The 13913-nt window shown below is 40.8% G+C and carries 11 protein-coding genes; 6 read left to right on the plus strand and 5 right to left on the minus strand.

From position 1 onward, the window contains the following. Positions 1–6 precede the first annotated feature (6 nt). Entirely contained in the window at positions 7–891 is an 885-nt protein-coding gene (gene gspC / locus OC457_RS13380) for a type II secretion system protein GspC (RefSeq protein WP_080175453.1), read from the minus strand. A 285-nt stretch (positions 892–1176) separates the two neighbouring features. Between gspC and hslR the strand changes: the two genes are divergently transcribed. From hslR to OC457_RS13400, 4 genes are all read left to right on the plus strand, one after another. Next, entirely contained in the window at positions 1177–1587 is a 411-nt protein-coding gene (gene hslR, locus OC457_RS13385) for a ribosome-associated heat shock protein Hsp15 (protein ID WP_080175454.1), read from the plus strand. A gap of 154 nt (positions 1588–1741) precedes the next feature. Next, on the plus strand, positions 1742–2620 hold the full coding sequence (gene hslO, locus OC457_RS13390; RefSeq protein ID WP_080175455.1) for an Hsp33 family molecular chaperone HslO: 879 nt from the start codon (positions 1742–1744) through the stop codon (positions 2618–2620). 323 nt (positions 2621–2943) lie between these two features. Next, on the plus strand, positions 2944–4575 hold the full coding sequence (gene pckA / locus OC457_RS13395; RefSeq protein WP_080175456.1) for a phosphoenolpyruvate carboxykinase (ATP): 1632 nt from the start codon (positions 2944–2946) through the stop codon (positions 4573–4575). Positions 4576–4749: 174 nt separating this feature from the next. After that, the gene (locus OC457_RS13400) at positions 4750–6777 is read left to right on the plus strand and encodes an AsmA family protein (RefSeq protein WP_080175457.1); all 2028 of its coding nucleotides are present in this window, start codon (positions 4750–4752) and stop codon (positions 6775–6777) included. Here OC457_RS13400 and OC457_RS13405 read toward each other — a convergent pair. From OC457_RS13405 to OC457_RS13415, 3 genes are all read right to left on the minus strand, one after another. After that, on the minus strand, positions 6684–7613 hold the full coding sequence (locus tag OC457_RS13405) for a bifunctional GNAT family N-acetyltransferase/hotdog fold thioesterase (protein WP_080175458.1): 930 nt from the start codon (positions 7611–7613) through the stop codon (positions 6684–6686). The two genes, OC457_RS13400 and OC457_RS13405, sit on opposite strands and share 94 nt — an antisense overlap. A 62-nt stretch (positions 7614–7675) precedes the next feature. After that, complete coding sequence (dtd, locus tag OC457_RS13410) at positions 7676–8113, minus strand: D-aminoacyl-tRNA deacylase (RefSeq protein WP_080175459.1); 438 nt, start codon at positions 8111–8113, stop codon at positions 7676–7678. A gap of 71 nt (positions 8114–8184) precedes the next feature. Further along, on the minus strand, positions 8185–8994 hold the full coding sequence (locus OC457_RS13415; RefSeq protein WP_390948900.1) for a virulence factor BrkB family protein: 810 nt from the start codon (positions 8992–8994) through the stop codon (positions 8185–8187). 204 nt (positions 8995–9198) lie between these two features. On the opposite strand from OC457_RS13415, the gene OC457_RS13420 reads away from it, so the two are divergent. Beyond that, a complete protein-coding gene (locus OC457_RS13420; protein WP_080175460.1) occupies positions 9199–9837 on the plus strand; it encodes a DUF2959 domain-containing protein in 639 nt (212 codons plus the stop codon). Between the two features lie 150 nt (positions 9838–9987). On the opposite strand, the gene typA is transcribed toward OC457_RS13420, so the two are convergent. Then, complete coding sequence (gene typA / locus OC457_RS13425; RefSeq protein ID WP_080175461.1) at positions 9988–11814, minus strand: translational GTPase TypA; 1827 nt, start codon at positions 11812–11814, stop codon at positions 9988–9990. Between the two features lie 600 nt (positions 11815–12414). On the opposite strand from typA, the gene glnA reads away from it, so the two are divergent. Next, on the plus strand, positions 12415–13824 hold the full coding sequence (glnA, locus tag OC457_RS13430; protein WP_080158860.1) for a glutamate--ammonia ligase: 1410 nt from the start codon (positions 12415–12417) through the stop codon (positions 13822–13824). Positions 13825–13913: the final 89 nt, after the last annotated feature.

The raw sequence follows: 13913 nt of genomic DNA on the forward strand, positions 1-13913 counted from the left end.
AAGATGTTATTGCAGCTCAATGTGGATATCATGTAACTGACCGTCACGCTCAACCGTCAGTGTAAAATCAGTGGCTGAAGATAATTCACCCCAAAGCTTGGCCATAATTGCAGGATCTGTCAGGCTACGACCGTTAATACTCACTGCAAGATCATTGGCTTTAAGACCAACCTGATCAAATAAAATTCTATTCTTGCCGGGATTGACACGATAGCCTTCAATTTGGCCATCTTTTTTTACCTGAGATAAACGGATATAACTGAATAATGTTTGAGGCTCAGATAAAATTTCTTGTTTGATTTTGGCTAACTCTGCGGTATTACTATTACTTTGCGAAGTATGACGTTGAGGTACAGCAGCCGTTAGTGATGGTTTAGTAAATTTTAAACCTTCAAGCATTAAGGTTTCATCACGACCGTTGTTTCGAATAATAACGCGATCGTTATACACCGCAATTAAAGTCGCACGCGTATTATCAATAACTTCATTAATACCATATGTATTTTGTTTACCGTTATTGGTCACCACCGCCAATGCTTTTGATGGCGTTGAACTAGCAACGACACCGACCAAAGTTAATCGTAATTGTGTTTGCGGTGCATCTTGTTTAACGGGCTTAATCGAAATAGGTGCGGCATTGGCTTGATAACGACCAAACAAATTCAGGCTTAATAATTCATTAATGGGTAATTGTTGTTGAGAGGTATTCACGGTTACCGCAAGAGGTTGCCAACGAGCAACAGCAGGAGTAGGTTCGATAATAGACCACACCAAACGCCCCATAACCCAAGCCAATATCACCACTAAAATACAAGTTAAAAGACGCGTGACAGATTGTAATGATAACGGACATTTGGTTGCTGCAGTAGCAAACCACTTTGAAGCAAGCATAGTGAAATCCATTGTTAAAATACCAAGAACTATTAAACAAATAGGTGCAGTGCAATCGTATCTGAAAATTGAATGGACTATGATCGCCTGTTCATTATCGAAATACCATTTAATAATCCAAACAAAACACCATAGTATCTAAGAATTTAATGATTTTTTGTAATAAATTCTTACTCAGTGATTGAAATCCTCGGCTAATATCACCATTTATAGTAAATAGTCACATTAACTGCTGTTATTGGCAAAATGTGATAATTTATCGTTTCAACAAATAAAGGCACCGTGATGGGTCAAAACACCTCGAATATTAAACAGGTTCGTCTTGATAAATGGTTATGGGCTGCCCGCTTTTACAAAACACGTTCAATTGCTCGCGCTATGATTGACGGCGGTAAAGTGCAGTACAATGGTCAACGTTCAAAACCAAGTAAAATTATTGAACTTGGTGCAGCGATAAAATTACGTCAGGGTAATGATGAGAAGATTATCATCATCGAACAAATCTCAGACTGTCGCCGTGGCGCACCAGAAGCACAACTACTCTATCGAGAAACGGCTGAAAGTATTACAGCCCGCGAACAGACAGCAAAAATGCGCAAACTCAATGCTTATGACAATCCAAGTCCAGAAAAACGACCGGATAAAAAGCAACGCCGCGACATTATGCGATTCAAAAATATTAACGCATCTGAATAAATAACTCAGAGCCAATCGATTAAATTATAATTTCAACAATGAGTGCTTTATTGCAACGGTTTAACCCGCCTTGGTTGCGGCGTTGACCATAAAGTAATTACTGTTCATTTTATCCCTTTATTGGGTTGGCTCTATAGTTGGAGAATACATACTCATGACAAACGATAGTTTAAACCGTTACCTTTTCGACGGCGCAGCTGTTCGCGGCGAATTGGTACAAGTAAGTCAAACTTACCAACAAATTATTGCGGATAAAAACTACCCAGCACCAGTAGCAACGTTATTGGGCGAATTATTGGTAGCAACTAGCCTATTAACGGCAACGTTAAAGTTTGAAGGCTCAATCACAGTACAAGTTCAAGGTGATGGTCCTGTAAGCTTAGCGGTAATCAACGGTGATCATAACCAACAATTACGTGGTGTCGCGCGTTGGAATGGTGACGTAGAAGCGGGTACTATTCATGACTTAATGGGTAAAGGTCACATGGTGATCACCATTACACCAACCAAGGGCGAGCGCTACCAAGGTGTCGTAGGTCTTGATGGTGATACATTGGCTGAGTGTCTTGAAAGTTACTTCAAAAATTCAGAGCAATTAAAAACCCGTATCTGGTTGCGTACTGGCACAATTGATGACCAAGTAAAAGCGGCGGGAATGCTGTTACAAATCATGCCTGATGGTACTGGTACAGAAGGCGACTTCGAACATTTAGAAGCGTTAACTGAAACCGTTAAAGATGAAGAGCTATTTACGCTAGAAGCACAAGATGTGCTATATCGTCTTTACCATCAAGAGCAAGTACAACTGTTTGATCCTCAGGCTGTCAGCTTTGAGTGTGGTTGTTCACGTGAGCGCAGTGCAGCGGCAATCATGAGTGTTCAACCAGATGAGATAGATAAAATCATTGCTGACGATGGCAAAGTATCACTACATTGTGATTATTGTGGCACAAGCTATGACTTCGACAGCATTGATATAGCAGCACTACGTGATAATAGTGCTAGCACTACAGATAGTGATCAAATTCACTAATTCACACCATATCGTTATTTAAAGCCGGCTAATTATGCCGGTTTTTTTTATTTAATATTTAAATTTCATCATCGCCACACCGTATATAAACGTATATTTCACCTTTATTTGTGCTTTTTTTGCAATCACGCCGCGTAAAAATTGACCATTATCACAACAAATATATTTTAACATTTCCGCAAAGTAAAACCTCTCGCGATCTCGACATTTTTACCTAAAATTAACAAAATGATGGTCGGTTTTTTGATGACCGTCCCTGATTTAGCGGTTTAGGGTTGTTAGCATGATTGACAGTTAAACAACATCTTACCCTAGGAGCACCAATGATCACTTCTTGTGTCGATAATAAGGTTGCAAACAACATGGATTTATCCCAATACGGTATTACCAATGTTACAGATGTTATTCGTAACCCATCCTACGAAGTTCTTTTTAATGAAGAAACCAAACCAGAACTTGAAGGTTACGAGCGCGGTATAGTTACAGAGCTGGGTGCCGTATCTGTTGATACCGGCATTTTTACAGGTCGTTCACCACAAGATAAATTTATTGTGCGTGATAACACTACCAAAGATACATTGTGGTGGTCAGATCAAGGTAAGAATGACAATAAAGCCCTAACACAAACAGCATGGTTAGATCTAAAAGAATTAGTCACTAATCAACTATCAAATAAACGCCTGTTTGTTATTGATGGCTACTGTGGTGCAAACCCAGACACTCGCCTTTGTATTCGCGTTATCACTGAAGTCGCATGGCAAGCACATTTTGTAAAAAACATGTTCATTCGCCCAACAGAGGCTGAGCTTGAGAATTTCGAACCTGATTTTGTGATCATGAACGGTTCAAAGTGCACTAACCCTAAATGGCAAGAACACGGCATGAACTCTGAAAACTTCACGGTTTTCAATCTTAGTGAAAAAATGCAATTGATTGGCGGTACATGGTACGGCGGTGAGATGAAGAAAGGTATGTTCGCAATGATGAACTACTTCTTACCGCTACAAGGTATTGCATCTATGCACTGTTCAGCCAACATGAGCCAAGAAGGCGATGTGGCGGTATTCTTTGGTCTATCAGGTACGGGAAAAACAACCCTATCAACCGATCCTAAACGTGCGTTAATTGGTGATGATGAGCATGGCTGGGATGACAATGGCGTGTTTAACTTTGAAGGTGGTTGCTATGCAAAAACTATCAACCTATCAAAAGAAGCAGAGCCTGATATCTACAATGCTATTCGTCGTGATGCTTTGCTAGAAAACGTTACTGTTCGCGGTGATGGTTCAATTGATTTTGATGATAACTCAAAAACTGAAAACACCCGTGTTTCTTACCCAATTTACCATATTGAAAATATTGTTAAGCCCGTTTCAAAAGGCGGTCATGCTAATAAAGTGATCTTCTTATCTGCAGATGCTTTTGGTGTATTACCTCCGGTTTCAAAATTAACTCCAGAGCAAACTAAGTACCATTTCCTTTCAGGCTTTACCGCTAAATTAGCCGGTACTGAGCGTGGTATTACTGAACCAACACCAACGTTCTCAGCTTGTTTTGGTAATGCGTTCCTAACGTTACATCCAACTCAATATGCTGAAGTATTGGTTAAACGGATGGAAGCTGCAGGCGCTGAAGCGTACTTGGTAAACACCGGTTGGAACGGCACTGGTAAGCGAATTTCAATTCAAGATACGCGTGCAATCATTGATGCAATTCTTGATGGTTCAATTGATGAAGCAAATACCAAACAGATTCCAATCTTTAATCTAACGGTGCCAACATCACTACCCGGTGTTGATCCAATGATTCTTGATCCTCGTGATACTTACACTGATCCACTTCAGTGGCAAAGCAAAGCTGAAGATTTAGCGACACGCTTTATTACTAATTTTGATAAGTATACTGATACTCAAGAAGGTCAACAGTTAGTTACTGCAGGTCCACAACTCAAGTAATCTTATTGCTCATTGAATAATCGTTAACAGCCTCTTTTATTAGAGGCTGTTTTTTATTTCATCGCCATATTTCATATCAATACACTCACCAAAGCACTTGCTAAAAAAATGTTTTTCACCCACCCTCAATAAGCCTTTCTTTATATTTATATCTGCCGCTTACGAGGAAACGTTATGCGATTTTTTAGCAAATTTGTGCTTGTTTTTATGTTAATCATCGTCGTAAGCCTAACAACCCTAATTGGACTATTACATACTCGTTATAATGAGCCGCTATTAAATTTAGTCCTCGCCCAAATCTCACCCTATCAAGTGTTTGCTAAAAAAATTGATTACGATATTCGATCGCCTTATCACATCACTTTTGAACATGCAGAAATCACTCAACACCAACAGGTGTTTATTAATGCAGATAGCATTCAACTATGGTTATCAAAATCAAGTTTTACTGATCACAAGCTCGTATTTGACAGCGTCCAACTTAATAATATTACCGCAGTAAACATGCCACTATTTAGCCAATCACCACCCATAACGGTTAAGCGCTTAATACTCAATAATACCAATATACATACCCCTGAATTTAAGATTAAACACGGGGTAATTGAAATGGATAATTGGCAAACACCACAACCAAATACGTCGTGGTGGCAGAGCTTTAATGGTAGTTTTAAAATGAATGCCACCAGCGTTAAATGGCACCAATTACAACTACAACAACTGCTAATCAATGCTAAAAAGCACGACCAACAATGGCAGTTTGATGGTATATCTGGCCGCTGGCATCAGGCGACATTTACCGCCCAAGCTCAGCTTGATAATCACAACCACAGTTTAACAGTTGACCAACTCACCATCAGTCGCTTTCACTTGCAAGATCAACAATTGCTCAATACTTGGCGACAACAATTCAGTCAACCAATGCCAATGTTAAAAACCATTAAATTCAATCGTGTTGATGTGGTCAACAGCAGTATTGAATTACCCCAATGGGGCGCTGACGATATTAATTTATCATTGGAAAATTGGCAGTGGCCCCTCACTTATTGGCAACAACAAAACAGTCGCTTATCGTTTAGTGCCCGTCATGCTCAATGGCAACAACTTAATTTTGAACAACCATTAGCTGAATTACAATTTATGCCTCAGCAAATTATTAGCCATGGTATATCCGCCCATATGATGGATGGTGCTGTTCGTATTGATGGTTGGATAGATCCACAACAACTTTTTATTAATCAATTTAAAGCCAGTGGTATTAAATGGTTTGTGAGTAAAGATTGGTCTCAGAAATGGCAACAATGGCAGCAACAATACACCGATATTATAGTCAAAAAACTGAGTATCAATAACAGTCAAATTACCTCATCGGCTTCTGCTATACCTTTGCAACTGGCAGGAATTGATATTGATGCACAAGATACGGTACTAAAACAAAATAATCAGTGGGGATTATGGCAAGGGAATATTGAAGCAAATTTGGGGTTTGGCAGTATCAATCAAGTCATTATTAATCAAGCAATTGCTACCATGCACAGTAATGCAGGCCAATGGCAATTAGATAAATTAACCCTGCCATTTAAAGATGGAATATTAAAAGCACGCGCAAGAATATCACTTGAGAAGCCACAGCATCCATGGCAATTAACTCTCATGGGCGACACTATGCCAGCTCAAATATTATACCGTTGGTTAGCATTGCCTCTTCCACTGACAGGCGCTATCGACACTCAAATAAAACTCAATGGTTATGCACGCAGCTGGGCAGATTTTAATACTCACTTAACTGGCAGTGCTAATGTCACATCACGTCAATTGGCATTAAATAACATCACCCCACAGCAATTATTGGCGCAATGGCAACAGCCCAATTTTACTGTCGAGAATCAACCTGCGGCAACACCAAGTGTGGCATTGCCGTTACAACTTACAACGCCACCACTCATACTAACGGCACACGATGGCACCATCCAATTATCCCCATCAACCATCACGGGTAATGATTTCAGATTAAATATGATGGGACAATGGAATTTCACCACCGCCCAACAGCAGCAATTACAACTGATATTAACAACGGGCTGTCAACAACTAACCCGTTCATGGCATCAAGGAATATCAACCGCAACGGTCGATTCATCATGTACAGGTAACACTAAATATGTTCCCGTAAACGTTGATGAAACTGTTTTACCACACTGAACATTAACATCAACCGTGATCCGTCCTTTACGCTGTTGAGTAATTCGATCAAAGTCACCGCGTAAATGCTCAAGGGTGGTGACGGCGATCGGCCGTTCTGTTACAGGTGCAGAATAACGAATGTGGCTATCAACTAAAATAATATTGCCTTGTAAGCCACGTTCTTTAAGTAACAGCCAAATAAAACCCCAACCAGCCAATGTTGCCATAGTAAAAATACTGCCGGCAAACATAAATTCATTGGGATTAATATTGGCATTAAACAACGCACTGACTTCAAATCGATAGCCCGTGTACTGATTAATTTTGATCCCCATTTTATCACTGATAGGGATCTGACTTTGCCATAGTGATTGCAACTCCTGACACCATTGTGGTTGACGAGCAACATCTGTTAACGGGGGTAACTGTTTAACCATTTGTTGATGACGTATTGGACCATGCTCATCACTTAGTTCACCTCGACTCTCAAAACCATTTTTAATATAAAATGGAATTGCAGCTTCACGAGCATTACACACTAACCGTTTTGCACCGTCATAACGCGCCAATGATTCAAGTGCCATTAAAATCATGCCACCTAACCCATGGTGCTGCACTGCGACATCAACGGCCATATAACGTACTTGACCCTCATTGTCAGGAGTTATATACAAACGCCCAGCCGCAACCACATTATCATGATTATCAACTAACATTCGATGCGCACTGACATCATCATAAGCATCCCGCTCAGAGCCTAACGGTAAGTGCCATGGCTCGCGGAGCATCTGCCAACGAAAATGATAATAACGCGCAAACTGCTGTTCGGTTTGCGGAGTGACTAATCGGAACATGCCTTCCCTCTCTTCCCTTAATCGTCGATAGCTATTACATTCTAAAGTCGCACATCCAAGGCTTAGACCTGCAACCAAAATGTCACGGGGCCATCATTCACTAATGCGACCTTCATATCGGCACCAAATATTCCAGTTTCAGTTACAATTGGCTGTGCCTTACATTGTTCGACAAAATATTGGTACAACCGTTCAGCTTCAATAGGAGCCGCACCTGCTGAAAATCCTGGCCGCATGCCTTTTTTCGTATCCGCAGCCAAAGTAAATTGCGAAACCACCAACACACTACCTTGCGCTTGCTGCACATTAAGGTTCATTTTATCGTCAGCATCACTGAATATACGATAGCCCAACACTTTATCGCGTAACTTTTGGGCTTTCGCTTCATCATCGCCTTTCTCAACCCCTAATAACACTAATAAACCACCACCAATAGCGCCAGTTACTTTACCATCGACGGTAACACTCGCTTCACTTACCCGTTGAATCAGCGCAATCATTATTGTTCCTTATTTATGGTTAATATCTTGGTTATGGTTTGTCACCATTGTTGTTATTTATTATCAAGTTATCAATGTTGAGTTACATCCCAAAAACCACGTTCACCTAAACTAGCAGTAATTTCTGCTCCAAGTAATACGATGCACCAACACAAATATACCCACACAAACAAAATAGGGATCACTGACAATGCGCCATAAATCATTTGATAGGAATGAAAATGCGCTAAATAAATCACAAAACCTTTTTTACTCAACTCAAACAAAACACTACTACATAATGCCCCTAATAACGCATGTTTAAATAGCACCTTACAATTAGGCACTAGCGCATAAAGCAATAAAAAAGCCAAGCCAGACATCATTGAGGGCAACCATTGTAATGATTGTTGAACCACACCATGCAATATTTGGTGCTCAAATAAGACCAATGAACCTAAATATGAACTCAAAGCAAGACTGGAGCCCAACAAAATAGGCCCTAACGTAAGGATCATCCAATATACCGCCAAAGAGATTATCCAACGGCGCTTTTTCTTTACTCGCCAAATATAATTTAATGATTTATCAATTGAAGAAATCAACATCATTGCGACGACAAATAATGCTCCGATACCGACCACGGTCATCTTTCCGGCATTAATCACAAATTCATTTAAATAAGTAGTCACCACCGCCCCTGCCGCTGGTACAAAATGCGTGATTACAAATTGCTGGACTTGAGCACCAACGCCGGCAAAAGCAGGCACGACCGACAATGCCGAAACGACAACGGTTAATAACGGTACTAATGATAATAACGTCACATAAGCCATTGATCCTGCAGTTACCGTCAACCGATCATGATCTACACGTTGGATTAAATAACCCACATATTCCATTATTCGAGGTAACCGTTGCCATAATACACGTTTCACAGGTTGTTCTTTGTCGGCCATAATAAAGTGTTCTACCTCTATGTTATAAAATACAGCCATATTAAAATTACATGCTGTTATTAATATTTATCTATCAATACCGTTACTTTAGCTACCAACAACAATATCATTATTCGTTATTTTGCATGTCTCACCAAGGAGCCAAACATGCCTTATTTTATTGCACTTTTTTTAAGTGTTAGTCTGCTTTCAGGTTGCCAAACGGCTTACTATTCAGCGATGGAAAAAGTGGGCGTCTATAAACGCGACATTATGGTTGATCGTGTTGAAGACGCTAATCAAGCACAACAAAATGCTCAAAAACAATTTACCAGCGCCCTTGATGGCCTAAAAGCATTGAATCAATTTGATGGCGGAAAACTTGAATCGGCTTATCAGGATATTGATAGCCAATATCAAAGCAGTGAGGCGGCCGTCAATAACGTAAATGATCGAATTGCAGCTATTGAAGATGTCGCAAATGCGATGTTTGATGAGTGGCAACAAGAACTGTCATTATATAAAAGTGCCGCTCTTAAGCGGGATAGCCAACGTAAACTTCAAGCAACCAAAGCATCGTATAATAAAATGTTAACCGCGATGAAACGCGCTGAGAAGAAGATGGAGCCTGTTTTAGACACTTTACGTGATAACACCCTATATCTTAAGCACAACCTCAATGCAGCAGCAGTAGGCTCACTTCAGGGCCAGTTTAATGCATTACAAACAGAGATCTCTGGTGCCATTCGAGATATGAACCACGCCATTGCAGAATCAAATCGTTTTATTGGCCACTTGAAAAAGTAATTCGCATTTATTGCCATACTATAACCATAAAAAAGAGCTAACCATGTTAGCTCTTTTTTTCTCTGGAATATTTTCATACTCCAGATACAACAATCCCCCGCTTGTTGCCAAGCGAGGGATTGTATTAGTAATCGTTCAGATTAGCGGTAATTACTTACCACGACCTGCGCGCTTACGATCGTTTTCAGTAAGAAGTTTCTTACGAATACGAATGCTTTCTGGTGTTACTTCTACTAGCTCGTCATCATCGATGAATTCTAGAGCTTGCTCAAGTGTGTACTTGATAGCAGGAGAAAGCGTTTGTGCTTCATCAGTACCTGATGCACGAACGTTTGTTAGCTGCTTACCACGTAGACAGTTGATAGTTAGATCGTTTGCACGGTTATGAATACCGATGATCTGACCTTCATATACTTCATCACCGTGCTCAGAGAACAGACGACCACGCTCTTGTAGGTTGAATAGCGAGTAAGTTACCGCTTTACCAGTACCGTTAGAGATCAATACGCCGTTAGCACGTTGACCAATAGTACCGCCCTTGTGAGGACCGTAGTGATCAAACGTATGGTAGATAAGACCAGAACCAGAAGTCATTGTTAGGAATTCTGTTTGGAAACCGATAAGACCACGAGAAGGCATCATGAAGTCCATGCGAACACGGCCTTTACCATCTGGTGCCATATCTTTTAGCTCACCCTTACGGATACCGATTTTCTCCATTACACTACCTTGATGCTCTTCAACCACATCGATAGTTACAATTTCAAACGGTTCCATTAGCTTACCATCTTCTTCTTTGATGATAACTTCTGGGCGAGATACTGCTAGCTCGTAACCTTCACGACGCATGTTTTCAATCAGGATAGATAGGTGAAGTTCACCACGGCCTGAAACACGGAAGCGGTCTGGGCTTTCAGTTTCTTCAACGCGCAATGCAACGTTGTGTACTAATTCTTTTTGTAGACGCTCAAGGATGTTACGTGAAGTAACAAACTTACCTTCTTTACCAGCAAACGGAGAAGTGTTTACTTGGAAAGTCATTGTTACTGTTGGTTCATCAACAGACAATGCAGGTAACGCTTCAACAGTGTTCACGTCACAAATAGTGTCAGAAATCTTAAGCTCGCCAAGACCTGTGATAGCAACGATATCGCCCGCTTTCGCTTCAGCAACTTCGTGACGCTCAAGACCTAGGTAACCAAGAACTGTACCTACTTTACCGTTACGCTTAGTACCGTCAGCACCAATGATAGTAACTTGTTGGTTTGCAGCAACAGTACCACGAGCGATACGAGCAACACCGATAACACCCACGTAAGAGCTGTAATCTAGTTGAGAGATTTGCATCTGTAGTGGACCATCAACGTCAACACAAGGAGCTGCAACGTTATCAACGATAGCTTGGAACAATGGTTCCATATCTTCGCCAGTTACGCCTTCTTCCATTGTTGCCCAACCGTTTAGCGCTGATGCGTAAACTGTTGTGAAGTCTAGTTGCTCATCAGTTGCGCCTAGGTTGTCAAATAGGTCAAAGATTTGATCCATAACCCACTCAGGACGTGCACCTGGACGGTCAATCTTGTTGATTACAACGATTGGCTTAAGACCGTATGCGAACGCTTTTTGCGTTACGAAACGAGTTTGAGGCATAGGGCCGTCAACTGCGTCAACGATAAGCAATACAGAGTCAACCATAGACATGATACGCTCAACTTCACCACCGAAGTCTGCGTGTCCAGGGGTGTCTACGATATTGATGCGGTAGTCATTCCAGTTAATTGCTGTGTTCTTAGCAAGAATGGTAATGCCACGCTCTTTTTCGATATCGTTAGAATCCATAACACGTTCTTCGGCTTCGCCGCGACCCTCTAACGTGCCAGATTGCTGTAGAAGTTTATCAACCAGGGTAGTTTTACCGTGGTCAACGTGAGCAATAATTGCGATATTTCTTAAGTTATCGATCGATTGATTAGACATTAGTTTCACATTCACTCAGAACATGCAGCGTCTTACTAGAGGCTACTTGATTAAAAAAACGGCTCATAATTTAACAGATTTTACGCTAAAACCCACGAAATATGTGATTTATATCACCAGCTTTTTTCTATTTTATCTCTAGAGCCGCATTTTTACTCACTTTTTTGGCTATTTTTATTTTTTTTATACGCTTTATTCGTACGATAAATAAGTAATAATTCACCCAAAAGCATAATCAATGTCCTTTTTTACAACGTTTAGACAGCGATCAATTAACAATAAAATCCACAATTATCTACCTCACAGATTGACAATATTTAGCCTCATCACCATAGTAGTATGGCTGTTAAATCAGTGAATGATTGAAAAGATATAGCACCCTTTTCTATATCTTTTACCATTGCACCAATTTGGTGCGCACTTCACCATAACAGTGCAAATCAGGATAGGAAAAAGTACTCTAAATGTTATAACCACGCATTTTTAGAGGCTTTTTAAAGTTGGCATGGTTTTCGCTTTAATACTTTTAGATTCGCTCACCATTGCATGAGCAAAAAAGTTTGCGGCCATCGCCCTAAATAACACCGGAGGTTACTCAAGATGTCAGTTGAAAACGTACTAGCGCTGATCCAGGAAAATGAAGTTAAGTTTATTGACCTACGTTTTACCGATACCAAAGGTAAAGAGCAGCACATTTCTATTCCATCTCATCAAATCGATGCTGATTTTTTTGAAGAAGGTAAAATGTTTGATGGCTCTTCTGTTGCGGGCTGGAAAGGCATTAATGAATCAGACATGGTAATGATGCCTGATGCAGCAAGCGCGGTACTTGACCCATTTACTGAAGACGCAACTCTAAATATTCGTTGTGATATTCTTGAGCCAGCAACAATGCAAGGCTACGATCGTGATCCACGTTCAATTGCTAAACGCGCTGAAGAATTTATGCGTTCAGCAGGTTTTGCTGACAATGTATTAGTTGGCCCAGAGCCAGAATTCTTCCTATTTGATGACGTTCGATTCAATACTGATATGTCAGGTTCATTCTTTAAGATTGACGACATTGAAGCGGCATGGAATAGCGGTACCAAAATTGAAGGTGGTAACAAAGGTCACCGTCCAGGCGTTAAAGGCGGTTATTTCCCAGTAGCACCTGTTGATTCATCACAAGATATTCGCTCTGCAATGTGCCTTATCATGGAAGAAATGGGTCTCGTTGTTGAAGCTCATCACCATGAAGTAGCGACTGCTGGCCAAAATGAAATCGCGACCCGTTTCAACACACTAACCAATAAAGCTGATGAAATTCAGATTTATAAGTATGTTGTTCATAATGTCGCTCATGCATTTGGCAAAACAGCAACTTTTATGCCTAAACCACTTGTAGGTGATAACGGCTCAGGCATGCATGTTCACATGTCACTGGCCAAAGATGGCGTAAACTTATTCGCAGGTGACAAGTACGGCGGCCTATCAGAAATGGCACTGTTCTACATCGGTGGTATTATCAAGCACGCACGTGCAATCAATGCCTTTGCTAACCCAGCAACGAACTCATACAAGCGTTTAGTTCCTGGTTACGAAGCTCCTGTTATGTTGGCTTACTCAGCACGTAACCGTTCAGCATCAATTCGTATTCCTGTCGTACCAAGTCCAAAAGCACGTCGTATCGAAGTACGCTTTGGTGATCCAGCAGCGAACCCATACTTAGCCTTTGCAGCAATGCTAATGGCAGGCCTTGACGGGATCGCTAACAAGATCCACCCAGGCGAAGCGATGGATAAAGATTTATACGACTTACCAGCAGAAGAAGCAGCAGAGATTCCAAAAGTAGCAGAGTCACTACAAGGTGCACTACAGGCGCTTGACGAAGATCGTGAATTCTTAACCTCTGGTGGCGTATTCTCTAACGACTTTATTGATTCTTACATCGCCCTAAAAGAGCAAGATGTAGAGAAAATCAATATGGCAGTACACCCATTAGAATTTGAACTTTACTACTCGGTTTAAGCAATAAGCTTATAACTTAACAGTCAATATTTAGGCCTGCCTCACACGCAGGCTTTTTTGCTATTGCTCTCACAAAAAAAGCGGCAACA

Origin of the sequence: Photobacterium toruni, from assembly GCF_024529955.1 — a bacterium.
GTDB lineage: Bacteria > Pseudomonadota > Gammaproteobacteria > Enterobacterales > Vibrionaceae > Photobacterium > Photobacterium toruni.

Bases quoted from the DNA above. Each gene is read 5' to 3' on its own strand.
- gspC (WP_080175453.1), bottom strand. From the start codon at position 891: ATGCTTGCTTCAAAGTGGTTTGCTACTGCAGCAACCAAATGTCCGTTA.
- hslR (WP_080175454.1), top strand. From the start codon at position 1,177: ATGGGTCAAAACACCTCGAATATTAAACAGGTTCGTCTTGATAAATGG.
- hslO (WP_080175455.1), top strand. From the start codon at position 1,742: ATGACAAACGATAGTTTAAACCGTTACCTTTTCGACGGCGCAGCTGTT.
- pckA (WP_080175456.1), top strand. From the start codon at position 2,944: ATGATCACTTCTTGTGTCGATAATAAGGTTGCAAACAACATGGATTTA.
- OC457_RS13400 (WP_080175457.1), top strand. From the start codon at position 4,750: ATGCGATTTTTTAGCAAATTTGTGCTTGTTTTTATGTTAATCATCGTC.
- OC457_RS13405 (WP_080175458.1), bottom strand. From the start codon at position 7,613: ATGTTCCGATTAGTCACTCCGCAAACCGAACAGCAGTTTGCGCGTTAT.
- dtd (WP_080175459.1), bottom strand. From the start codon at position 8,113: ATGATTGCGCTGATTCAACGGGTAAGTGAAGCGAGTGTTACCGTCGAT.
- OC457_RS13415 (WP_390948900.1), bottom strand. From the start codon at position 8,994: ATGGAATATGTGGGTTATTTAATCCAACGTGTAGATCATGATCGGTTG.
- OC457_RS13420 (WP_080175460.1), top strand. From the start codon at position 9,199: ATGCCTTATTTTATTGCACTTTTTTTAAGTGTTAGTCTGCTTTCAGGT.
- typA (WP_080175461.1), bottom strand. From the start codon at position 11,814: ATGTCTAATCAATCGATCGATAACTTAAGAAATATCGCAATTATTGCT.
- glnA (WP_080158860.1), top strand. From the start codon at position 12,415: ATGTCAGTTGAAAACGTACTAGCGCTGATCCAGGAAAATGAAGTTAAG.